The sequence below is a fragment of the Roseobacter cerffii genome (assembly GCF_054226325.1).
Genome location: NZ_CM135757.1, coordinates 125,196 through 148,107 on the forward strand (window position 1 = coordinate 125,196; position 22,912 = coordinate 148,107).

Consider the following 22,912-nt stretch of genomic DNA (forward strand, 5'->3'; position numbering starts at 1 on the left):
TGGACCGCCGGTATGGTTAATCGGCGAGGGTGACCCAGGCGGCATTGCGGGCCGAGGAGCGCACGCAGGCGTCGATAAACTGCATACCGCGCCAGCCGTCGGTGATGGTTGGGTAGGTGACATCGCCGCCGGGCGCTGTGCCGTCGCGGTGGGCGATGATGGCCTCGGCTGCTTCGCTGTAGATGTTCGCGAAGCCTTCGAGATAGCCCTCGGGGTGTCCGGGTGGCACGCGGGTCACCCGGGCTGCCGCCTCGCCAGCACCAGCACCATTGCGGGTGATCAGCCGCTTGGGTTCGCCAAAGGGCGTGTGCCAGAGGTAATTCGGGTCTTCCTGCGCCCATTCGAGGCCGCCGGTCTCGCCATAGACGCGGATGCGCAGGGCGTTTTCATTGCCCGGCGCGACCTGGCTGCACCAGAGCATTCCCTTGGCGCCGCCCTTGAACCGCAGCATCACGTGCCCGTTGTCATCGACCTGTCGGCCCGGCACGAAGGCGTCGAGGTCGGCGGCGAGGCTGTCCACCTCGAGCCCGGTGATGAACCGTGCGAGGTTATGCGCATGAGTCCCGATATCGCCGGTCGAGCCCCCTGCCCCGGACCGCGCGGGATCGGTGCGCCAGTTGGCCTGTTTGAAATCCTGCTCGATCGTGAGCCAGTCTTGCGGGTACTCGACCTGCACGACGCGGATCTTGCCGATTTCTCCGTTGGCCACCATCTCGCGCGCTTGGCGCACCATCGGGTAGCCGGTGTAGTTGTGGGTGAGCACGAAGAGCGCGTTCGACGCCTCCACCGCCTTCACCATCTTGCGGGCGTCCGCCATGGTCGAGGTCAGAGGCTTGTCGCAGATCACGTGAATGTCGCGTTTCAGAAATTCGCGCGCGGCGGCGAAATGCATGTGGTTGGGTGTGACGATGGCGACCGCTTCGATGCCGGTTTTCAGACGCGCTTCGCGGATCGCCATCTGCTTGAAATCATCATAGATGCGCGGCAGCCCCAGCGCGTCGCCCGAGGCGCGCGATTTCTCGGGCGTGGACGAGAGGGCGCCGGCAACGAGCTCGTAGCGGTCATCCAGCCGCGCGGCGATGCGGTGTACGGCGCCGATGAAGGCGTCATTACCGCCGCCAACCATACCTAGGCGTATGCGATTGCTCATGATCAGATCCCCAGCATCTTGCGGTTCGCGGCGTCGTCGGTGCCCCCGTCAGCGAAATCATCAAAGGCGCGTTCGGTTACGCGGATGATGTGGTCCTTGACGAATTGTGCGCCTTCGCGCGCGCCATCTTCGGGGTGCTTGAGGCAGCATTCCCATTCGACCACGGCCCAGCCGTCGAAGTCATTGGCCGCCAGTTTCGAGAAGATCGCTGCGAAATCTACCTGCCCGTCGCCCAGAGAGCGGAAGCGGCCTGCACGGTCGACCCAAGACTGATAGCCGCCATAGACGCCCTGCCGCCCAGTCGGATTGAACTCCGCGTCCTTGACGTGGAACATCTTGATCCGGTCGGCATAGATGTCGATGTGATCGAGGTAGTCGAGGCACTGCAGCACGAAATGCGACGGATCGTAGAGCATGTTGCAGCGGGCGTGGTTGTCGACCCGTTCGAGGAACATCTCGAAGGTCACGCCATCGTGCAGGTCTTCGCCTGGATGGATTTCGTAGCAGATGTTCACGTCGTGCGCGTCGGCGTGGTCGAGGATCGGACGCCAGCGCTTGGCGAGCTCGTCGAAAGCGGTCTCGACCAGCCCTGCGGGGCGCTGCGGCCAGGGGTAGATATAGGGCCAGGCAAGCGCGCCGGAGAAGGACACGTGGTTCTTGATCCCCATGTTGGCCGAGGCGCTGATCGCCTTCATCACCTGGTCCACGGCCCATTCCTGTCGGGCCTTGGGGTTGCCGTGCACCGAAGGGTCGGCGAAGCCGTCGAAGGCCGCGTCATAGGCCGGATGCACGGCGACCAACTGGCCTTGCAGGTGGGTCGAGAGCTCGGTCACTTCAACGCCGTTCTCTGCCGCTGTGCCTTTGATCTCGTCGCAGTAGTCCTTGCTGTCTGCCGCCTTCGCGAGGTCGAAGAGGCGCCCGTCCCAGCTTGGCAGTTGCACGCCCTTGTAGCCACAATCGGCGGCCCATTTGGTGATCGCGCCCCATGAATTGAAGGGCGCGTCGTCGCCCGCGAATTGCGCCAGAAACAGCGCCGGTCCCTTGATCGTCTTCATCTCATCCTCCCGTTGAGCTGCCCGGGTCGGGCGGCAGATTTTCCTTCAGGTATACATCAATCCGAATGCGCTCCTGCGCCATGTTGATTGGCGCGCTGTCGCTGTTGGCGCGCATGATCCGCACCGCACTGCGCACCAGGTGGCCCGAATCCTGGCTGATCACCGCGTCGAACAGCCCGCGGCCCAAGGCGTCCCGCGACAGTGGCGTCAGTTCATGCGCGATGACCACAGGGTGCGGCGCGGGCGCCGTTGCATCGAAATGCCGGATCAGCCCGGCGTTTCCGGCGGCGGAGGAGTAGATGCCGACAATATTTCGCTCGCTCGAGAGCGCCTGCGGCATGAGCCGTTCGATCAGGTCGGGATCGTCGCGACCTTCCAGCGAAGCCAGCACGTTCAGATGCGGAAAGTCGCGGGCCATCACCTCGTCAAAGCCAAGGCGACGCTCCAGATGGTCCCGCGCCAGCATCGAGCCAGTGACCACCAGAACATCGCCGCCCACGGGCCCGAGAAAGCGGCCCATCAGCTGCGCTGCCGTGCGCCCGGCGGCGATGTTGTCGATGCCCACATAGGCGTTGCGCTCAGAGCTGGGGATGTCCGACACCAGCGAGACGACCGAGACCCCATGGGCGCGCAGCCGCGAGATACTGTCCCGGACGGACGGCGTCTCGGGCCCGAAGATCGCCACGCCATCCACCTGCGCAGGATCAAGCGCGTTGATCGCTTCGGCGAGGGCCATGGGGTCGAAGGCGGGAACGCGGGTGCAGGAGACCTGCGTGCGTTCCCGTTTGAGACCGGTTGAGAGATCGCTCACTTGCCGCTCGATCAGGTCGATGAACTCATTGTTGGCGGCGGGCAGGATGAAGAGAAACCGATAGACACGTCCGCGGGCCAGATTGGCGGCGGCCGTGTCGCGCACATAGCCCAGATCGGCGATGGCGCGGTTGACCTTTTCGACCGTGACCTTGCGCACGCCGGGGCGTTCGTTCAACACCCGGTCCACGGTCGCGAGGCTCACCTGCGCGACGCGGGCGATGTCGTTGACCGTGGGGTTCAGAGGGGTGTCTCGGCTGGTCTTCATGGCGACCTGGCTATGCCTTCAGCGCGGCGGCCAGCCCTTCGAAGAGCCGTGCCACGGCCTCGGCGCCGGGGTCGTTGTGGCCGATCAGGTTTTCTTCCGGGACGTAGGAGGCGCGACCGGCCTTTGCGCGCGTCATCTGTGCAGTTCCATTCGCACCCGTACGGGCAGCTTCGGCGGCAGCGTCAACCCCCTGTGAGAGCGCCTCCAACGCTGGGTGCAGCGCGTCGATCATCGTCCGATCTCCCCGCTGGGCACCGCCCACCTGGCTGATCCGGTCGAGGCCCGCGCGCAGGGCCTCAGGCGTGGGCTTGCCATTGGCGCAGGCGTCGCCGGTGGCTCCGAAGAAGATCGCGAGGATCACGCCAGAGGAGCCGCCCATGGTCTGGCTGAGTTCATTGCCGACCGCGCGGAACAGCTGTGTCAGGTCCGCGAGCGGCATCCGGTCCATCGACCCTTTCAGCGCGCGAGCGGCAGTGGCGAGGGTGCTGCCGGTGTCACCGTCGCCGGACTTGGCGTCGAGCGTGTTGAGATCGCTTTCTGCGGCGATCAGCAGGTCACAGCAGGTCTCGATCAGGCTGCGAGTGGCCGGGTGATCCGAGGGGATCGGCTGAATGGGGCTGAGACCATCTGGCAGAGGTTTCACATCCACCGGGGTGAGCGGCGAGAGGCCCGGCCAGTCCGACAGGGGAACCGCGCGCGCAAGCCCGGCTTCGTTCTCGGGTGTCAGCGGCAGGATGGAGACGGAGAACCCGTGCATGTCGAGCGACGTCATCAGCGGCGCGGGACCGATCACTGCCGTGATGGACGTCGCCTTGTCCGAGGTGGCCAGCGCGTGGGCGAGTACGGACATTTCCAGTGGTGTGGTACTGCCGAGGTTGTTGAGCAAGGCGACATGCGGTTTGTCATCCATATGCGGGGCGAGTTTGTCGAGCACCATCTCCATCGCGCGCGTGGCGCCGGTAAAGTCGACCTGCTCGACGCCCGCCTCGCCGTGAATGCCAAGGCCAAGCTCGGCTTTGCCGGGGGCGATGCGATCCTCCTTGGCGGAGCCCGGGACGGTGCAGGTGTCGAGCGATTTGCCGATGGAGGCCATCTGCCCGACGATCCGCTCTGCGGCTTGAGTAATTGTGTCGAGGTCAGCGCCGTCATCGGCCAGGGCCCCCACGATCTTGTGCACGAAGAGGGTGCCCGCCACGCCGCGCGCTTGCGGCAGGTCTGGCAAGGCGACGTCATCATCGACGACCACCATTGAGACTTTCAAACCATACGCACGCGCACGTTCTGCGGCGAGACCGAAGTTCAGCCGGTCACCGGTGTAGTTCTTCACGATCAGCAGGCACCCGGCCTCGCCCGTCACGGCGAGAATTCCGGCAAGCACAGCATCGACAGAGGGCGAGGCAAAGACTTCGCCGCAGACCGCCGCTGTCAGCATGCCTTCGCCCACGAACCCGGCATGGGCCGGTTCGTGCCCGGACCCGCCGCCCGAGATCAGCGCGACGCGGGATTTGTCCCAATCGCTGCGGCAGACAACCTTGATGTGCGGATAACCATCCAGCCGGTAAAGCCGCCCACCGGAGGCGGCGAGGAGACCGTCAATCGCATCGGTGACCAGCGTTTCCTTGTCGTTGATGAACTGTGCCATGGTCGTCTCCTTCTCAGTAAATCCGGTCGCCCCGGGCGTCGAAACACAAGGGGTCCTGCGGCGCGATCTTCAGTGCGCTGCCGGGGGCGTAGTCGGCATGCGGGTCGGCCAGAGTGATGATGTCATGCCCGTCGAGATGCAGGTGCAGACGGGTGTGATCGCCCAGCCGTTCGAGCCGATCCACGCGGGCCTCGCGCCCATCGCCTTGGGCCACATGCTCGGGCCGCAAGCCGATCTGATGAGCGCCTTTTGGGGCTGTGCCGAAGAGATCACCCGGCAGGATATTGATGCGCGGCTGACCGAGGCGGGAGGCGACATAGACGGAGTTCGGGTTCTCGTAGATGTCGCGCGGGGTGCCGAATTGCACCAGCCGCCCTTCGTTGAGGACGCCAACATGGGTCGCCATGGTCATCGCCTCGATCTGATCGTGGGTGACGTAGAGAATGGTGGCACCGAGGCTCGCCTGAATGCGCTTGAGCTCGATCCGCAGATCGGTGCGCAGCTTGGCATCCAGCGAGCTGAGCGGTTCGTCCATGAGATAGACCTGCGGGTCGCGCACCAGCGCACGCCCGATGGAGACCCGCTGCATCTCGCCCCCCGACAGTGCGGTGGCCTTGTTGTCGAGCTTGTGGCTGATCTGCAGGACCTGCGCGACCTCGGTCACCTTGCGGGCGATTTCGTATTTCGGTGTGTTGAGAATCGGCGATTTGAGCGGGAATTCGAGGTTCTCGCGCACGGTCAGATGGGGGTAGAGCGAATATTGCTGGAACACCATGGCGACATCGCGCTGGGCGGGCGTGTCGCCATCGACGATGCGACCGCCGATGCTGATCTGGCCCGCGTCGAGCTTTTCCAAACCCGAGATCAGGCGCAGGGTCGTGGTCTTACCCGCGCCTGTGGGGCCGAGCAGTACGACGAAGGCGCCGTCGGGGATGGTCATGTCGATATCGGCAACGCCGACCGTGTCGCCGAAGGACTTCGAGACGCCCTTGAGGATCACTTCAGCCATGGGTCACGATCCCCTCATTGAGCTCGGAACGCAGTGCGCGGCCCGTAGTTTCATCAAAGAGCGTCACCGCCTCACCCTTGAAGCCGAGCCCGACTCTTTCGCCGACCGTGGCCACCTGGCCGGCCGGGACACGCGCCTTGAGTTCGCCGTTGGGCGTGTCGAGCGTGATGATCTGCGTGGTGCCGAGATATTCGGTCGCCAACACTTCGCCGCGGTAATCGCCGGTGTCACTAAGGGTGACATGCTCGGGGCGGACGCCGAACACCAGCTTGCCGGATGCGCCCTGCATCTGGCGCGGGACGGCCAGGGCGTGCCCCTGCATTTCAATGCTTTGCGCGCCGTCGGCGACCGACCCCTCGAAGCTGAGGAAGTTCATAGAGGGCGAGCCGATGAAGTCGGCGACGAACATGGTGGCGGGCTTGTCGTAGATTTCCTGTGGCGTGCCGAATTGCTCGACCACCGCGTTGTTCATGACCACGATCTTGTCGCCCATCTGCATCGCCTCAAGCTGGTCGTGCGTGACGTAGACGGTGGTGGCGCCCATGCGATCGTGCAGCGCGCGCAGCTCTTCCGACATGTGCTCGCGGAACTCAGCGTCGAGCGCGCCCAGGGGCTCGTCCATCATGAAGGCCTTGGGGTCGCGCACGATGGCGCGCCCGAGCGCGACGCGTTGCCGGTCGCCACCCGAGAGCCCGCCCACCGGTTTCTTCAGGATGTCTTGAATGCCGAGGATGGTGGCGACGTCTTCGACCTTGGCCTTGACGTCGCGCCGCGCCATGCCCTGGCTGACCAGCGGGTAGCTGAGGTTTTTGTAGACATTCATATGCGGGTAGAGCGCGAACATCTGGAAGACAAAGGCAATGTCGCGCTGGCTGGGCGGCTTCTGGCTGATCTCTTCGCCGTCGAGATAGATTTCGCCCGAGGTGGGCAACTCCAACCCCGCAATCATCCGCAGCGTCGTGGTTTTGCCGCAGCCGGAGGGGCCGAGCAGCATGAAGAATTCGCCGTCTTCGATGGTGAAGGAGCTTTCTTTCACCGCAGTGAAATCGCCGAATTCCTTGCGGACGTTTTTGATCTGAATCTCAGCCATCGAGATATTGCCCTATGCGCAAAAGGTGGCCATCGGGGTCCAGAAGGTGCAGCTCGCGCATGCCCCAGGCGCGATCCTCGGGCCCGTCGGCACGGGGAAAGCCGTTGTCCAAGAGTTCCAGCTCCGCGACCGTCGTGCCGAAGCCATCCACATCGTCGGTGCGGATGTAGACCGCGTGATCGGAGGTATCTGCCTTATGCTTGGGATCATGGGTGAAATGCAGCTCCATCTTGTCCTTCACGAAGATCAGGTAGCCGCCGAAATCGTCCCACCGGCCTTGCAGCTCAAAGCCCAGGCTTTCGTAGAAGGCCACCGTCCGGTCCATATCGGCGCAAGGCAGGATTGCGCAGGTCGAGAGGAACATCAGCGGTCCTCCGGGAAGTGGCTGACGATGATGAACATCACCGTGCCGATGAGTGTCGTGATGAAGGAATAGGTGTAGGCCCACATCACGAAGGGTTGCATCAGCATGAAGACACCAACGGCGATGATGATGGTCGCCAGCATCTCCCACGGCCCGCGGCGGAGACGCAGGAGGCCTGAGATGAAATTGCTCATTTCCGTACGGCTCCGAATGTTATGCCGCGCAGCAGGTGTTTGCGCAGGGCCACGGTGAAGATCATCACCGGCAGCAGGAAGATGGTGGCGCCCGCTGCTACGGCGGGCCAGTCGAGGCCACCCACGCCGATGATCGTCGGGATGAAGGGCGGTGCCGTTTGCGCGGTGCCGGAGGTGAGCAGCACGGCAAAGGCGTATTCGTTCCACGCAAAGATCAGGCAGAAGATTGCGGTGGAGGCGATGCCGGTCGCCGCTTGCGGCAGCACAACCTTGTAGAAGGCCTGAAAGCGGGTGTAGCCGTCGATGAGCGCCGCCTCTTCGTATTCGCGCGGGATTTCATCGATGAAGCCTTTGAGCAGCCAGACCGCTAGCGAGATATTGACCGCGGTGTAGAGCAGGATCATGCCCAGGTGCGTGTCCGACAGACCCAGTTGGCGGTACATCAGGAAGATCGGGATGGCCACGGCGATGGGCGGCATCATCCGTGTACTGAGGATGAAGAACAGCAAGTCATCGGCCAGCGGGATCTTGAACCGGCTGAAGGCATAGGCGGCCAGCGTGCCGAGGAAGATGCTAAGGAAGGTGGAGCCGAAGCCGATGATCACCGAGTTGAGGAAGCGTTCGCCGAATTTCGACGGGCCCGCGATGACCATATCGTATTGGCGCACGATCTCCTCGTACCAGGTCTCGGGCGGGTTTGCGGCGAGGAATTCGTCGGTCTGGCGCGTGCGTGTGGTGAAGAGATTCACGTAGCCTTCGAGCGTGGGATCGAAGATCACCTTGGGGGGGTAGCTGATGGCGTCGGCGGGCGACTTGAACCCGGTGAGCATGATCCACGCCAGCGGCACCATCGTGATCAGCGCATAGAGGATCACGAGAGAGCCGGCGAACCATTTCGAGCGGGTGCTGGGCTCGGTGACGGAGAAGCTGCTCATGATGGTGTCTCCGATGGGTCCGGCTGCGGATCGGCGATCGCCATACTCTCGATCCGGGCGGGTGGGGTGTCGGTGTTGGCGTGATCTGCCAGCGATGCGAAGGCCAGCGCCAAGGGGGTCAGCGGGGCAGCCCAGCTGGAGAGATGGGAATCCTTGGGCAGGCGGATTTCACAGAATGACATCACCGCTCCTTCACCTTGTTGAGGGCTTTCACGTAGATCGAGGCGAGGCCGAAGACGGTCACGAAGAGGATGATCGCATAGGCCGAGGCATAGCCCGTGCGCCACTTCTCGAAGGCCTCGCGCTTGAGGTTGATCGAGGTGAGCTCGGTCGTGGAGCCGGGACCACCACCGGTGAGCTGGACCACAAGGTCGAACATCTTGAAGTTCTCGATGCCACGGAAGAGCACCGCGAGCATCAGGAAGGGCAGCACCATGGGGATGGTGATGGTGAAGAACTGACGCAGTTTCGAGGCGCGGTCGATCTCGGCCGCCTCGTAGATGTAGTCCGGGATCGAGCGCAGACCCGCGAGGCAGATCAGCATCACAAAAGGCGTCCACATCCAGGTGTCGACGATCACGATCGACCAGGGCGCGAGGTTCACCTGGCCCAGCATCTCAAAGCTGGAGGGGTCGCGGCCGGTAAAGAAGGCGACGATGTAATTGAAGAGCCCGATTTGCGGCTGGTAAAGGAACTTCCAGAAGTTGCCCACCACCGCCGGAGACAGCATCATCGGCAGTACGATGATCGTGGTCCAGAGGTCGTTGCCCTTGAATTTCTTGTTGATGAGATAGGCGAGCGTAAAGCCGATCAGCACCTGCAGCAGGATTGTCCAGAAGAGGAAATGCGCGGTGGCCTGCATGTTGAGCCAGATGTCACTGTCCGTGAGGATGCGTTCGTAATTGCGCAGGCCCACGTAATCGACCTCGCGATTGGGTCGGTTGGCGCGGAAGTTGGTGAAGCTGAGGTTGATCGTCCAGATCAGCGGGAAGATGTTGATCGCCAGCAGCAGGAAGATCGTAGGGCCTACGAAAATCCAGGCGATGGCCCGGTCGCTGAGGCCGCGGATCTTGCGCGCCACAGTGGGCGGTGTGGCCTGGGCAGCGCGGGTGATGGGGGTCTCTGTCATCTGGCACGACTTTCCCGTCGCAGGGCGGCCTGATGGGCCAACCCTACGGTGTGAGCAGGCAGGTAGGGCGGGCTTTCAGGCCGCCCCACCCGGTGGGTCTCAGAGCTTGCCTTCGTCTTCGAAGGTTTCGGTCCAATCCTCGATCAGCTTGTCGAGCGCTTCCTTGGCTGTGCCCTGATCGGCGACCACGTAGTCATGGATGCGCTTTTGCATGGCGAGCAGAAGTTCGGCATAGGCCGGCTCCTGCCAGAAGTCCTGCACGGCGCCCATGGCTTCGAGGAAGTCACCGGCAAAAGGTGCGCTGTCCTTAAAGGTTGGGCTTTCGAGCACGGCCTTGTGGGCTGAATAGCCGCCCAGATCCCACCACTTCTGTTGGACTGCGGGATCGGCAAACCACTTGATGTACTCAAGCGCTGCGTCCTGCTTGTCGGAATAGGCGACAACTGAAATGCCCTGTCCGCCGAGGGTGGAGCCCTCCTGATTCTGCGGCGGGTTCACGAAGAAGTCGATCTTTTCGCCGCCTGTGTTCGGGTCGGCATAGAGGCCCGGGAAGAAGGCGAACCAGTTCATCGCCATCGCGACCTGACCGGATTTGAAGGCGTCGAGCGATTCTCCCATGTAGGAGTTGGTGTAGCCCGGAGGGGTCGCGGTCTCGTAGAACTCCTTGTAGAATTCCAGCGCTTCCACGGCTTCAGGCGAGTTCACCGCACCTTCCATGTCGTAGGAGCCGGGCGTGTTCTCGTACTTGAAGCCCCAAGGATAAAGCGCCCCGGTCACACCCATTGTGATCCCTTCGGAACCCCGTTCGGTGAAGATGGCCGCGCCATAGACCGTTTGCCCGTCAATCTCGCGCTCCTGGAAGAATTGTGCGATCTCCAGCAGCTCTTTTTGGGTCTGAGGCTCGCCCAGCTCGCGGCCCGTGGCCTCTTTGAACGCGGCGCGGATGTCCTCGCGCTCAAACCAGTCCTTGCGGTAGAACCAGCCGTTGGCATCGCCCATGGCGGGCAGCGCGTAGTAGTTCGGCGTGCCTTTCGGCCAGGTGGAGTAGGCGTAGACGGTCGCATCGGCGAAATCGTCCATCGAGATGCCTTCGGCGTCGAAGAAGTCGTTCAGCTTGACGTAGTGGCCGTTCTCGGCCCCGCCGCCGATCCACTGGCTGTCGCCGATCAGCAGGTCGCAGAGGTTGCCGCCCGAGTTCAGTTCGTTCAGCATCCGGTCGGCGAAATTGGGCCAGGGGATGAACTCGAAGTTCATGGTGTGGCCGGATTGTTCCTCGAATTCCTTGCTGAGCTCCACGAGTGCGTTGGCCGGATCCCAGGCCGCCCAGCAGAGTGTCAGGTCTTCGGCCTGTGCGGATGCGCCAAAGCCCGCCGCGGCAAGGCTGAGTGCACTGACGGCCGTCAGTTTCGAATATGTCATGTGGTACCTCCCTAGTGGTCCTGTCCGATCGGTCCCCGCCGAGTCGGTTCCGGACGTCTTCACGCTAGATGAGGGACGTACCTCATGTCGACATATTTTTGAGGGACGTACCTCAGAAATGGATCAGCACACTGATAAATAACGAAATTAACTTGATTTCGTGTTTGAACAACCGCGCGTCATATCGGGCAGGTCCACCGTAAAGCCCCCCTTTTGGCGGCGCGTCTTACATGCAGGTCCTGGCACCCAGACGAAGATTCGCACGAGCATGGCAGGCGCGAAAGAGACCTGTTTAGCCGGAAGAATGCACCGTCACAGGGTCAGCAAAAGAAGAGTTTCTGGGCGGTGGAATGAAAGCGACCTTACAGTGCGGACCGGTCTGCCACCCGGACCATGGCGCCGTGTCGTATCCGCGATTGTTCGTGGAATGGGATATTGATACGCAGTTGCCATGCCCGCACGTATCGCGCTCTTTTCTCTCTTGGTCCCGGATTACGACGACGCCTTGGCGTTTTTCCTGCGCATCGGGTTCGAGTGCCGTGAGGACACGGATCTTGGAGGCGGGAAACGCTGGGTCCGAATTGCGCCCATAGGCGGAGAGACAGAAATTCTGCTGGCTCGGGCCGTCGGGGATGCGCAGGAGGCTGCCATCGGAGCGCAAGGTGGTGGCCGGGTCTGGCTTTTCCTGGAAACGGAAAACTTCGACGCGGACCATGACCGGATGCGCGCCCAAGGCGTAGAGTTCGAGGCCCCGCCGCGCGACGAGCCTTATGGCCGGGTCGCCGTGTGGTCCGATCCCTGGGGCAATCGCTGGGACCTGATTGAATTCAAGCGCGCGGATCGCGGCGGCACGGGTGCCTAGAGAGTGGGCTCTGACCAGGCGTCAGTGGGACGTGCGACGCGAGGGCTGATCTCGGAAGATTTGGCGTCGCCGCTCACTCGCTCTCCCGCACCGGTCCGCGCAACGCCTTGACCTCGCCGCGCACCTTCTTGGCCTTCAGGCGCCGCTTCTTGGATCCGAGCGTTGGCTTGGTCGCGATACGGCGCTTCGGAGCAACCAGAGCTTTGCGGATCAGATCGGCCAGCCTGTCGCGGGCGATATCACGATTGCGCGCCTGGCTGCGGGTTTCATCACATTGGATGATGAGCGCACCCTCGGTGGTCCAGCGCCGCCCCGCGAGACGTTTGAGCCGGGTCTTCACGGGACCGGGCAGCGAGGGAGAGCGCGCGGCTTCGAACCGCAACTCCACCGCGGTCGCCACCTTGTTCACGTTCTGACCGCCGGGGCCCGAAGCGCGCACGAAGGTTTCGGTCAGCTCCCAGTCCTGAATCTCGATGGTGTCGTTGATCCGCAGCATCGCGGGTGGCTCCTTGGCCCGGGGTGACGGTTGCGGAACAAGCGGTTCCGGCCGCGCGTTTCCTGTTCAGAGTTCACAATAGAGAAAGGAGACGACGATGTTGACCACTTCTTCGATTGTTCAGGTTGCGACCAGCCGCGACGATCTCTTTGCCTTCCGGATCACTGGCAAGATCAGCCGGGCGGATATGACGGCGATGGCGGAATACGTGAACGATGTCTTTGACCGCCATGACAAGATCGACATGCTGCTGATTTTTGACAAATACGAGGGCGCAGAGAGCGGTGCAAGCCTGAGCTGGGACGCGCTCAAGTCCCGCGTCCGGGCATTGAGCGAGGTTCGACGTTATGTCGTGGTTGGTGCACCGGAGGCCGCGGCGGACATGATCGAGACATTCGGCAAGCTGATCCCCGTCGATACCGAGACCTTCGACACGGAGGAACCGGCCTGGCGTGCGCTCGGTGCAGAGGCGCGGGCGGCGGCTTAAGCCACAAAAGATGCGGACTGTCGCATCAAAAAGGGCCGCACGGTGATCGTGCGGCCCAATCGAATGGTTTCAGGAGGGGGATCGGTTAGACCGATGTCCACTCGGGAGTTCTGCCCGTCAAGGGCTGCCTCAGCAGGCGACCTCCAAAGCTGTTCCGACACCTCGCTCCAATACCTTTCTTGACACTGGATCACCTCCTTTACCTATCTGTTGACGTTGCAAGAATCGTCGCACAGGTTTCAGAAATCACCAAGCATTTTTTCGTTAACGGCGCGGTACCGCGCGCCTCGACAGGCCTTCAGTGTTCCAAAAACATGCAAACCCTCAGGTTGCAGCTGCGAGCCGGGTGGTGATCAGGCGGAAGGGGACCAAGGCGAGCAAGGCCAGCGAAAGCTTGACCATCCAGTCCGCGACAGCGAGCGAGACCCACAAGGGCGCTGCGGGGCCGACACCGAGGATCGGCAGGACTTCACCTGCCCAGCTCACGTCATTCGCGGGCTCGAGGAAGCTGAGGCTGGCAGAGAAGGCGATGGTGAAGAAGAGCGCTGTGTCCACCGTGCTGCCGATCAGCGTCGAGGCGAGCGGGGCGCGCCACCAGCGGCCATCACGCAGGGCCGAGAAGATCGCCACGTCAAGGAGCTGTGCGGTCAGGAACGCGAGGCCAGAGCCAATCGCGATGCGCAAGGTGACCAGCGGGCCGAATTCGCCCATAATCTGCGTGCCGATCAGCGAACAGCCGACGCCCACGAGGAAGCCCACGAAGACGACCCGCCGTGCCGGGCCCGCGCCGTAGACGCGGTTCATCACATCGGTCACCAGAAAGGCGAGCGGGTAGGTGAAGGCCCCCCAGGTCAGCCATTGGCCGAAGAGAAACTGCACGAGGATGTTCGAGGCCACAACGATGGCGGCCATGGCAAGAATGCCGGGAAGGTGAGCGCGGGTCATGTGATGTATCCGTTTTGGCAAGGGTGCGGCACTTGGTCGGACCGTGTGGCCGACGGGCGGTCTTTAGGGCCTGCGGCGGCGCAACGCAAGTCACTCCGTGAGACGATATTCCACGATTTCGGTGCGCAGCAGCGACAGGAAGTTGTCATCGGCGATCATCGTCAGGTGGATTTGGCCTGCGTCATTCGCCCAGACAGAGAGGCCTTCGAGGTTCCAATGCTGCCGTCGCGGGGTTTCGAGAACGGTCTCGATTTCTTCAAAGGCGGTCGGCGTCACGGTAATCGCGCGGACGCGGCTGCGAAAGCCCGTCCAGTGGACATACCGCTCCAACAGATAGAGGCGACCGTCCGGCCCGAAGTCTGCGCCGACGGGGCGATAGGCGCCGTTCAGGGGCAGCGTGAAGGGCTGCTGCCACTTCTCACCGGGCGCACGGCGATAGATCAGGGCTTCGGAGGCGCCACGCGGCACCCCTTCGGGCAGGGTGAAGAGCGTGCCCTGCCCGTCAATCGCCACCGCTTCAAGCCCCGCATTCACATGCAGGGCGCGCCACGCGCGGGTGTAGGACGGCCATTTGGCATCGCTGTCCCAGGTGTCATATCGCAGGATCCGGTGCGCGCCCTCGAAGGACACGAAGAGGCGCCCATCCGTATCGAGCGCCAGTCCCTCGGCATCATCATGCGGGTAGCGCTCGATCTCGCCAGACTTGTCCACCAGGGGTTGGCGCTCCTCCAGCGTCACTTCGGTGATCGCGCCATCGGTGCGATCAATTGTCCCCCGGATGAGGTTCGCGCGATCCGTGACAGCGAAGAATGTCTGGCCGTCCGGAGTGATCTCGAAGCCGGAAAAGCCGCCGAACCACTTGGCGTCATGCTGCCAATGGTATGTCGAGACATGCTGCGCGGGTTGATCCTCGGGTGCCACGGCAAGCGGCGCCGGGATCGGGAAGAGGTAGAGGAGCAGCGTGATGGCCAGCAGGCCAAGCCCCGCTACTGCAAGACCGTAGCGCATTGCTGGGGCAGATCGGCGAGCAGGATTTGACGCCGGGGTTTTGGCGGCGGCGCATTGGGATCAGGCGGCGGCGGGTTCAGGATGGTGTTGACCCAGGCCTGCGCATCCGCGCAGCCGTCACCGGGGGGCGGCGGCGCCTGATCGACACAGCCCTCCGCGCCCGCCGGGCAGCTAAGACGCACGTGGAAGTGATAGTGATGCCCGTACCATGGCCGGATCTTGTTGAGCCAGCTCCGGTCGCCCGTGGCATCCTTGCACATCCGCACTTTGGCGCCCGGGAAGATGAAAATCCGTGCCACGCGCGGGTCAGATGCGGCGGCTTTGAGGATTTCGTGGTGCTGGCGCGTCCAATTGTCGTTCACGAAGGCGCCCCGCTCGCGGCGCAGAGAGATCGACGAGATGCTTTCACGCTGCGCCACCGAGAGGGCGAGGTTATCGGCAGGGCGCAGCCAGATGTCGGCGTCGAGCCCAATCTGGTGGCTGGCGTGGCCGGACAGCATCGGCCCGCCGCGCGGCTGGCTGAGATCGCCCACGTAGAGCCCGTTCCAGCCGGGCTGCTGCGCGGCCTTGCGGCTGAGGTCCATCACGTAATCAACGGTTGCGGGATGCGCCCAGTTGCGGTTGCGCGACAGGCGCATGGCCTGCCAAGTCGGCCCGGTTTCCGCCAGTTGCGCGGCACCGGCGACGCAGCCCTTGGCATAGCTGCCGAAGGGGGCGGGAGCGCCGAGCGATGCCTCGCGTTTCGCGCCGAAGAGCTGTTTCGCGGGTTCGTTGCTCTTGGCATGACCGGAGGTGCCGATGGTGGGCAGGATGGCGGAGGCCTGCGCCTCGGATTGCGGCGTACCATCCGAGCAGGCGGCGAGCCCGAGCATCAGGGCGGTGAGAGCGGCGAGGCGGCGGAGGGTCATGTGCTGAAATCTCCATTCGGCTTGACCCACGCTAGCAGGATCAACCCAAGGATGAACAGCCCGATTATCGGAGTGACACCGATTTGCTGAGACCCGCTTGCGGCGGTCACGATTCCGATCAGCAAGGGCGCGAGAAAGCTGGTCGCTTTGCCCGAGAGTGCGTAGAGGCCGAAGCCTTCGGTCATGCGCTGTGGATTGGCTTGGCGTACCATCATTGTCCGGCTGGCCGATTGCAGCGTGCCGCCCGCCGCGCCGATGAGCGCGCCGAGCACGTAGAAGGCGATGTCGGGTGCGCGGCTGCCCTCGGGCAGGGGCAGACCGAAAAGGCTGTCGCGTGAGACGAAGACGATTGTGATGGCCACGGCGGTCAGCACGCCGATGGAGGTTTTGATCACCGCGCCGGGGCCAAAACGGACGTCGGCCTTGCCGCCGAGCCAGGCGAAGAGCGCGCCGGTGATGATCGCGATGATGCCGAAGACGCCCACGTCGACCACGGTCCAGCCGAGCATGCCTTGAGCGTAGATGCCGCCGAAGGCGTACATACCGTTGAGCGCGTCGCGGTAGAACATCGACGCGCCGAGGTAGGAAAAGAGCGAGGGCGTCTGGGGCAGGCGGCGGAGTGTCTTGCGCAAACCAGCGAGCGCCGCGCGGACAGCCCCTTTGGCGGCTTTGACCGGTTTCGGATCCTTAACCCAGAGGAAGAAGGGGATCATGAAGAACGCATACCAGATCGCGGTGAGCGGGCCCACAAAGCGGGTGCCTTCCCGCGTCTCGGCATCAAGGCCGAAGGCGGGTTCGCGCCCGATGAAGGTTTTCCCGGTTGCAGCACTCTCGGCGAAGAAGAAGAGCATGATCACCAATGTGACCAAGCCGCCCACATACCCAATGGCCCAGCCGGTGCCCGAGATACGCCCGATTTCTTCGCGGGGGCCGAGGTCTGGCAGCATGGCGTTGATGAAGATCGTCGCGAACTCCATGCCCACGAGGCCCAGGGCGAAGAGAAAGAGCGTGAGCGGCAGGTTGAAGCTGTCGGGGCTCGCGGCCCAGAGCCCCGCGCTGCCGATGACGTAGAGGGCCGAGAAGAGCCAGATGAAGCGCATCCGGTTGCCCGAGGTGTCGGCGATGGCACCAAGCACCGGGGCGAGCACGGCAATGGTGATGCCCGCAGCGCTGATCCCGAAGCCCCAGGCGGCCTGGGCGCGGGCGCCGTCCTGCATCAACTCGCCGACATAGGGCGCGAAGATGAAGGTGATGAGCAATGTATTATAGGGCTGGCTGGCCCAGTCGAAGGCGTACCACCCCCAGATGCGTTTGCGTGCGCTGCTCATGCCCCTGCCTGCCTGATCCCGTTGTCCGAGGTAGAGCAGGCGGGCGCGGCTCAGGCAAGGGAAGCTTTGCGCGGGATCAACCAAGACAGGCGCGCGGCCTTGCGAAACGGGGCGCTCTTGCTTAATTGAGGCGCACGCAAAGAGAGGTCTGCCGATGCAATCGCTGTTCGAAATCATCATGCTGCTGCTGAACGTGCTGTGGTTCTTCATCATCGCGCATGTGATCATGAGCTGGCTGATCAATTTCCAGGTGCTGAACACGCGCCAGCAGCTGGTCGCGCAGATCTGGTACGGGCTGAACCGCATTCTGGAGCCGATTTATGCGCCCGTGCGCCGGGTGTTGCCGCCGATGGGCGGGATTGATCTGGCGCCGCTGGCCGTGCTGTTGGGTGTCGCAATCCTGCGGATCGTGCTGGTCAACAATTACGGCCTATTTGTCTGATTTTCCGCCTCCGGCGGGAGTATTTTCCGAAGGGTGAAGCATCAGGGCTTGTTCACGATTCCTTAGTGTGTGACTCTGCAAAAAAGAGCAGTTCACACTAGGGTTTTTCGAATGACAGGCGCCGCCGCGGTGTTGAAGGATGTCTTTGGATTTGACGATTTTCGTCCCGGTCAGGGCGAGATTGTCGAGGCGGTGATGGCGGGTGAGAACGTACTGGCCATCATGCCAACCGGCGGCGGGAAGTCCTTGTGTTTTCAATTGCCTGCACTGTTGCGAGACGGGGTCACGGTGGTGATCTCACCGCTGATCGCGCTGATGCGGGACCAGGTGCGCGCCTTGCAGGAGGCTGGTGTGGCCGCGGGGGCCCTGACCTCTGGTAACACGCCCGAGGAAACCGATGCGGTGTTCGAGGCGTTGGCAGCGGGATCATTGAAGCTTTTGTATATGGCGCCGGAGCGGTTGGCGGCGGGCTCGGCCACAGCGCTTTTGCGGCGCGCGAATGTCTCGCTGATCGCGGTGGACGAGGCACATTGCGTGAGCCAGTGGGGGCATGATTTCCGCCCTGACTATCTGCGCATCGGAGCGCTACGGCGTGATCTTGGGGTGCCGCTGGCGGCCTTTACGGCGACCGCGGATGCAGAGACACGGGCGGAGATTGTCGAGAAGCTCTTCGATGGCGAGGCGCCGCATGCCTTTCTGCGCGGGTTTGACCGGCCCAATATTCATCTGGCTTTTGCGGCGAAGGATGGTCCCCGACGGCAGATCCTGGAGTTTGCAGCAGCGCGCAAGGGGCAATCGGGGATCGTCTACTGCGGGACACGCGCCAAGACCGAAGGGCTGGCCGCTGCGTTGCGCGAGGCGGGGCATGCGGCGTTGCACTATCATGGCGGCATGGAGGCCGAGGACCGGCGCATTGCCGAGACCCGGTTTCAACGGGAAGACGGGCTGATTGTGGTGGCGACGGTGGCCTTTGGCATGGGCGTCGACAAGCCGGATATTCGTTGGGTCGCGCATGCCGATTTGCCGAAATCCATCGAGGCTTATTACCAGGAAATTGGCCGTGCGGGCCGGGATGGGGCGCCCGCCGAGACGCTCACGCTCTTTGGGCCGGATGACATTCGCCTGCGCCGGTCGCAGATCGACGAAGGCTTGGCGCCGCCCGAACGGCGAGCGGCGGATCACGCGCGGCTGAACGCGTTGCTGGGGCTCGCCGAGGCCCTGGAGTGTCGGCGCAAGACGCTGCTGGGGTATTTTGACGAAGGCGAGGTGAGCTGCGGCCATTGTGATCTCTGTGATCGCCCGGCCGAGGTGTTTGACGGGACCACGGCGGTACGCAAGGCGCTGTCGGCGATCCTGCGCACCGATGAGTGGTTTGGCGCGGGGCATCTGATCGACATTTTGCTGGGCAACGAGACCGACAAGGTGCGGCAGCGTGGGCATGACCAACTGCCGACCTTCGCCGTGGGCAAGGAGTATGACCGCCGAGCGTGGCAGGCGATTTTTCGGCAAATGATGGGTCATGATCTTGTGCGGCCTGATCCGGAGCGGCACGGAGCGCTGCGGATGACTGATGCGGCGCTGCCAATCCTGCGGGGCGAGGCGGAGATTGCGCTGCGGCGCGACAGCATCCGGGCGGCGGCGTCATCGCGGCGCCCGGCGGTGAAGGCGATGGTGTCGGAAGAAGACGCGCCGCTGCTCTCGGCGCTGAAGGCGAAGCGCCGGGCCTTTGCCGAGGCGGCGAAGGTGCCAGCTTACGTGATTTTCAATGACCGCACGCTGATCGAGATGGCGCAGACCCGCCCGCAGACGCTGGACGACATGGCGCGGATCAGCGGTGTGGGTGCGAAGAAGCTGGAACGCTATGGTGCGGCGTTCTTGGAAGTGATCGTGGGCGAGGCCCAGCAGATGCATCCGACGCGGCGCAAGCTGGCCGGGCGCGCGGCGGGCTCGGTCTATGATCGGCTATTGGCGGTGCAGGCCGATCTGGCACGGGGCGAAGACGGAGTGGAGAAACCACTGAGCTGCTCGGCGTCGCTGTTGGCGAAGGTGGCGCAGATGCGCGAGGCGGATGCCTCTGCCCTGGAGCGGTTGCTGGGCGACCGGCGGGCGGAGCGCTTTGGCCCTGCCTTTCTGGACGTGCTGCGGGAGGCGAGCTAAGTCGCTGTTCAAGAGAAATGAACCGATGGGGGTACGGGCATGTTGGTGGTGATTTCGCCAGCCAAGCGGCTGGACTGGGCGGAGCGGGATGTGAAGATGACGGCCCCCGCGTTTCAGGAGGATGCGGTGCGGCTGGTCAAGACCGCGCGCAACCTCACACTGGGCAAGCTGAAAGGGTTGATGGATCTGTCGGATGATCTGGCGCGGCTCAACCGCGACCGCTTTGCCGCTTTTGAAGAGGCACCGTCGGAGGAAACCACCCGCCCCGCTGCGCTCGCCTTTGCGGGCGACACCTACCAGGGGCTGCATGCGGGCAGTCTGGATGCGGAGGATATGGCCTGGGCGCAGGAACACCTGCGCATCCTGTCGGGGCTTTACGGGCTGTTGCGCCCGCTCGATGCGATCCAGCCGTATCGATTGGAGATGGGCAGCCGGATGAAGACGCGGCGGGGTGCAAACCTTTATGACTACTGGCGCGATGGGCTGTCGAAGGCGCTGAATGCGCAGGCGGAGGCCGTGGGTTCGGATGTCTTGATCAACTGCGCGAGCCAGGAATACTTTGGGGCTGTGGCGCCCAAAGCGCTGAAACTGCGGGTGATCACGCCCTCCTTCATGGAGGACAAGCACGATGGCAGAGGGCCACGGATCATCAGCTTTTTCGCCAAGACGGCGCGCGGCGCAATGGCGCGCCATATCATCGAGAACCGGCTGACCGATCCCGCGGATCTTCATGGTTTCACAACCAGCGGATATGCCTTTCGGGAGGACCTGTCCAAACCGGATGCGCCGGTCTTCGTGCGGGACTATCCGACGGCCTGATCGGGAACCTCATCCTTGGGGTTGACCGCATCCTTGGGACAGTAGTCGAGGATGTGGCCATGCATTTCGGCCTTGCGCACCGGCTTTGACATATAGTGGTCGAGGCCAACCGCGAGGATATCGACATTGTCGCCCTCCATCGCATGGGCGGTGAGCGCGATGATGGGTACGTGGCGACCGGTTTCGGTTTCGATCTCGCGGATTTTCTGCGTGGCCTCCTTGCCGTCCATCTTCGGCATCGAGATGTCCATGAAGATCAGGTCGGGGTCAAAATCGGTGTAGGCCTCGACGGCCTCGAGCCCGTTGTTGGCGAACTTGAGTTCCACATCGACATCCTTGAGCATCTTGCGCAGCACAAGCTGGTTGGTCTTGTTGTCCTCGGCGGCGAGCACGCGCATGCGGCGCGGGGCGGCAAGCGGCACTGTGTCATCGACGGGGGGTGTTGCGGGGGAGGGTTCAGCCTCTGGCGGGGGTGACGTGTCGACCACCTCGACCGGAGCGGGCCGTGACCGCCGGTGCGAAAAGGTTGGCACCGCCGCGGGGGCGTCGCCCTCCTCGGGTGCGGCCTCGGCTTTGCCTTCCCATGCGGCGAGCCATTGCAGCATATCCTTTCGCGGAAACGGCCGCTGGAAGATCGCATCGACACTGTCCTTGTCCGCATCTGCGCGGGCATAGCCGACGTTCGAGCTCAGCAGATGCATCGGCATCTCGTGACCTGCTGCACGGGCGGTTTTGGCAAACTCGAGCCCGTTTGTCTCGGGCATGATATGATCGACCAGTACAAGATCGACGCTGCGGTCGAGCATGGCCAGGGCCGAGGCCGCATCTGTGCAGCTGGTCACTTTCAGGCCAAGCTGTTCAAGCTGATGGGTCAGGATTTTTAGATTTGGTTCGAAATCGTCGATCACCATGACGTGGCGCAGCTTTTCAGGCAACGCGGGATAGTCGTTCTGCAGACCGTTGGCCGCGGGGAAGGTCACCTCGAAACCGAAGCAGGAGCCAACACCTTCTTCAGATGTGAGCCAGATGCGCCCGTCCATCATCTTGACCAGATGTTTGGAGATCGCGAGGCCGAGCCCGGTGCCATCGAACTGGCGATTGCGCTCGTTTTCGACCTGATTGAACTCGCCAAATACATGTTCGATCATGTCTTCCGCGATCCCGATGCCGGTGTCTTCGACGGTGATGGCGAGCGTGACATCGCCGGTTTCTTCGTTGGGCGTGCCGCGGACCTTCACGAGAACATGGCCCTCGGATGTGAACTTGACCGCGTTGCCCATCAGGTTGGTCAGAATCTGCCGCATCCGCCCCGGATCGCCGACAAAGTCGGACGGCAACAACAGGTCGTAGTCGAGCGTCAGATCAAGCCCCTTATCGCGGGCGGACGACTGCAGAAGCATCATGATCTCGAGGATCGATTGCTCCAGATCGAAGGGTTCGGGGTGCAGTTGCAGCCGCTCCGCCTCGATCTTGGAGTAGTCCAGCACGTCGTTGATGATGACCAGCAGCGCTTCAGCAGAGTTCTTGATCGTATCCACATAGAGGCGCTGTTCTTCGGTGAGCGGCGTGTCGACCAGCACGTCGGCCATGCCGACAACACCGTTCATCGGCGTGCGAATCTCATGGCTCATATTGGCGAGGAAGGCGGATTTGGCGCGGTTCGCGGCCTCGGCACTTTCGCGGGCGGCTTTCAGCTTTTCCTCGTATTTCACGGTCGAGGTGATGTTGAGGCCCAGCGAGATGATGTCGCCATCCGGGCCGCGCCGGTCGATCACCTTGATGTACTCGCCATTCCAAAGGCGGATCACCTCGGGTTCGGGCACGGTTTGCTGCACACGGTCGATCATATGCTGGCGCCAGGCGGCGGGTGTCTTGTCACCGATGTCGACGATGCCTTCTTCGGTGAGGACCTGTAGGATGGTCACGTAGCTGACGCCGGGTTTGATGTCCTCCAGCCCGTCGAAGACCGCGAGATAGGCCTTGTTGGCCATGATCATTTCCAGATCGGGCGTGAAGAAGGCAAAGCCGTCATTGATGGTCTCGATTGAGTGCCAGAGGCGGCGCTCGACAATTTCGATCTTCTCATGCGCCGCGGAGAGGTCGGATTTCACGCGCTGGTTTTCGTTGCGGACGTTCGCGACCTCGGCCCGGGTCTCGACGATCTCGTGGCTGAGCTGTTTTGCGTGTTCGCCCAGTTTGCGATTGGCAGCAAAAAGCTCCGCCTGCTTGAGTTCAAGCAGGCGTTCAGCGGCCAGCCGACCGCGGCGCTCTTCAGCCAATCTGTTGGCGAGACTCATCCGACCACCGGTATTCTTCAAACCTTTTGAGCGCACTCTGCGTCAGATGAGGTGAAGAACTGCTTAACCTTGGCCGGCGGTTGGCAAGATTCCTGCTC

Annotated in this window: 23 protein-coding genes; 5 read left to right on the top strand and 18 right to left on the bottom strand. The window is 63.0% G+C overall.

Features of this window, described 5'->3' with window-relative positions; all coding sequences use genetic code 11:
• Window positions 1-16: 16 nt before the first annotated feature.
• From ACVC7O_RS00610 to ACVC7O_RS00665, 12 genes are all read right to left on the bottom strand, one after another.
• Window positions 17-1,150 (bottom strand): Gfo/Idh/MocA family protein, encoded by a 1,134-nt coding sequence (locus ACVC7O_RS00610; RefSeq protein ID WP_458324169.1) that lies wholly within the window; start codon window positions 1,148-1,150, stop codon window positions 17-19.
• Window positions 1,151-1,152: 2 nt separating this feature from the next.
• Window positions 1,153-2,205 carry a sugar phosphate isomerase/epimerase family protein gene (locus ACVC7O_RS00615; protein WP_458324170.1) on the bottom strand — a complete coding sequence of 351 codons (1,053 nt, stop codon included), beginning with the start codon at window positions 2,203-2,205 and terminating at the stop codon, window positions 1,153-1,155.
• A 1-nt stretch (window position 2,206) separates the two neighbouring features.
• Window positions 2,207-3,283 carry a LacI family DNA-binding transcriptional regulator gene (locus tag ACVC7O_RS00620; protein WP_458324171.1) on the bottom strand — a complete coding sequence of 359 codons (1,077 nt, stop codon included), beginning with the start codon at window positions 3,281-3,283 and terminating at the stop codon, window positions 2,207-2,209.
• A 10-nt stretch (window positions 3,284-3,293) separates the two neighbouring features.
• A complete protein-coding gene (locus ACVC7O_RS00625) occupies window positions 3,294-4,925 on the bottom strand; it encodes a dihydroxyacetone kinase subunit DhaK (protein ID WP_458324172.1) in 1,632 nt (543 codons plus the stop codon).
• A gap of 13 nt (window positions 4,926-4,938) precedes the next feature.
• On the bottom strand, window positions 4,939-5,934 hold the full coding sequence (locus tag ACVC7O_RS00630) for an ABC transporter ATP-binding protein (protein ID WP_458324173.1): 996 nt from the start codon (window positions 5,932-5,934) through the stop codon (window positions 4,939-4,941).
• On the bottom strand, window positions 5,927-7,024 hold the full coding sequence (locus ACVC7O_RS00635) for an ABC transporter ATP-binding protein (RefSeq protein ID WP_458324174.1): 1,098 nt from the start codon (window positions 7,022-7,024) through the stop codon (window positions 5,927-5,929). The genes ACVC7O_RS00630 and ACVC7O_RS00635 overlap by 8 nt, the downstream gene beginning before the upstream one ends.
• On the bottom strand, window positions 7,017-7,388 hold the full coding sequence (locus ACVC7O_RS00640; protein ID WP_458324175.1) for a bleomycin resistance protein: 372 nt from the start codon (window positions 7,386-7,388) through the stop codon (window positions 7,017-7,019). Before ACVC7O_RS00640 ends, ACVC7O_RS00635 begins: the two co-directional genes overlap by 8 nt.
• Complete coding sequence (locus ACVC7O_RS00645) at window positions 7,388-7,582, bottom strand: hypothetical protein (RefSeq protein WP_458324176.1); 195 nt, start codon at window positions 7,580-7,582, stop codon at window positions 7,388-7,390. Before ACVC7O_RS00645 ends, ACVC7O_RS00640 begins: the two co-directional genes overlap by 1 nt.
• On the bottom strand, window positions 7,579-8,517 hold the full coding sequence (locus tag ACVC7O_RS00650) for a carbohydrate ABC transporter permease (protein WP_458324177.1): 939 nt from the start codon (window positions 8,515-8,517) through the stop codon (window positions 7,579-7,581). Before ACVC7O_RS00650 ends, ACVC7O_RS00645 begins: the two co-directional genes overlap by 4 nt.
• Complete coding sequence (locus ACVC7O_RS00655; RefSeq protein ID WP_458324178.1) at window positions 8,514-8,699, bottom strand: hypothetical protein; 186 nt, start codon at window positions 8,697-8,699, stop codon at window positions 8,514-8,516. The genes ACVC7O_RS00650 and ACVC7O_RS00655 overlap by 4 nt, the downstream gene beginning before the upstream one ends.
• Window positions 8,699-9,646, bottom strand: coding sequence for a carbohydrate ABC transporter permease (locus tag ACVC7O_RS00660; RefSeq protein ID WP_458324179.1), 948 nt, complete (start codon window positions 9,644-9,646; stop codon window positions 8,699-8,701). Before ACVC7O_RS00660 ends, ACVC7O_RS00655 begins: the two co-directional genes overlap by 1 nt.
• Window positions 9,647-9,745: 99 nt before the next feature.
• Complete coding sequence (locus ACVC7O_RS00665) at window positions 9,746-11,065, bottom strand: ABC transporter substrate-binding protein (protein WP_458324180.1); 1,320 nt, start codon at window positions 11,063-11,065, stop codon at window positions 9,746-9,748.
• A gap of 451 nt (window positions 11,066-11,516) precedes the next feature.
• Between ACVC7O_RS00665 and ACVC7O_RS00670 the strand changes: the two genes are divergently transcribed.
• Window positions 11,517-11,927: a VOC family protein gene (locus tag ACVC7O_RS00670; protein WP_458324181.1), complete on the top strand. Its 411-nt coding sequence runs from the start codon at window positions 11,517-11,519 to the stop codon at window positions 11,925-11,927.
• 73 nt (window positions 11,928-12,000) lie between these two features.
• Here the strand turns inward: ACVC7O_RS00670 and arfB are convergent, their stop codons facing one another.
• Window positions 12,001-12,423 (bottom strand): alternative ribosome rescue aminoacyl-tRNA hydrolase ArfB, encoded by a 423-nt coding sequence (arfB, locus tag ACVC7O_RS00675; protein WP_458324182.1) that lies wholly within the window; start codon window positions 12,421-12,423, stop codon window positions 12,001-12,003.
• Between the two features lie 97 nt (window positions 12,424-12,520).
• Between arfB and ACVC7O_RS00680 the strand changes: the two genes are divergently transcribed.
• Window positions 12,521-12,910 (top strand): STAS/SEC14 domain-containing protein, encoded by a 390-nt coding sequence (locus tag ACVC7O_RS00680; RefSeq protein WP_458324183.1) that lies wholly within the window; start codon window positions 12,521-12,523, stop codon window positions 12,908-12,910.
• Window positions 12,911-13,234: 324 nt separating this feature from the next.
• On the opposite strand, the gene ACVC7O_RS00685 is transcribed toward ACVC7O_RS00680, so the two are convergent.
• The 4 genes from ACVC7O_RS00685 to ACVC7O_RS00700 form a co-directional block, all read right to left on the bottom strand.
• Window positions 13,235-13,855: a queuosine precursor transporter gene (locus ACVC7O_RS00685; RefSeq protein WP_458324184.1), complete on the bottom strand. Its 621-nt coding sequence runs from the start codon at window positions 13,853-13,855 to the stop codon at window positions 13,235-13,237.
• 90 nt (window positions 13,856-13,945) lie between these two features.
• Window positions 13,946-14,863: an esterase-like activity of phytase family protein gene (locus ACVC7O_RS00690; protein ID WP_458324185.1), complete on the bottom strand. Its 918-nt coding sequence runs from the start codon at window positions 14,861-14,863 to the stop codon at window positions 13,946-13,948.
• The gene (gene mepA, locus ACVC7O_RS00695) at window positions 14,842-15,771 is read right to left on the bottom strand and encodes a penicillin-insensitive murein endopeptidase (protein ID WP_458324186.1); all 930 of its coding nucleotides are present in this window, start codon (window positions 15,769-15,771) and stop codon (window positions 14,842-14,844) included. Before mepA ends, ACVC7O_RS00690 begins: the two co-directional genes overlap by 22 nt.
• Window positions 15,768-17,099, bottom strand: a complete 1,332-nt coding sequence (locus tag ACVC7O_RS00700) for an MFS transporter (protein ID WP_458324187.1) — start codon at window positions 17,097-17,099, stop codon at window positions 15,768-15,770. The genes mepA and ACVC7O_RS00700 overlap by 4 nt, the downstream gene beginning before the upstream one ends.
• Window positions 17,100-17,253: 154 nt before the next feature.
• On the opposite strand from ACVC7O_RS00700, the gene ACVC7O_RS00705 reads away from it, so the two are divergent.
• The 3 genes from ACVC7O_RS00705 (at window position 17,254) to yaaA (ending at window position 20,517) form a co-directional block, all read left to right on the top strand.
• Window positions 17,254-17,541 carry a YggT family protein gene (locus ACVC7O_RS00705; RefSeq protein ID WP_263842428.1) on the top strand — a complete coding sequence of 96 codons (288 nt, stop codon included), beginning with the start codon at window positions 17,254-17,256 and terminating at the stop codon, window positions 17,539-17,541.
• 111 nt (window positions 17,542-17,652) lie between these two features.
• Entirely contained in the window at window positions 17,653-19,698 is a 2,046-nt protein-coding gene (gene recQ, locus ACVC7O_RS00710; protein WP_458324188.1) for a DNA helicase RecQ, read from the top strand.
• 39 nt (window positions 19,699-19,737) lie between these two features.
• The gene (gene yaaA / locus ACVC7O_RS00715; protein WP_458324189.1) at window positions 19,738-20,517 is read left to right on the top strand and encodes a peroxide stress protein YaaA; all 780 of its coding nucleotides are present in this window, start codon (window positions 19,738-19,740) and stop codon (window positions 20,515-20,517) included.
• Here the strand turns inward: yaaA and ACVC7O_RS00720 are convergent.
• Window positions 20,502-22,814, bottom strand: coding sequence for a response regulator (locus ACVC7O_RS00720; protein WP_458324190.1), 2,313 nt, complete (start codon window positions 22,812-22,814; stop codon window positions 20,502-20,504). The two genes, yaaA and ACVC7O_RS00720, sit on opposite strands and share 16 nt — an antisense overlap.
• Between the last annotated feature and the right edge of the window lie 98 nt (window positions 22,815-22,912).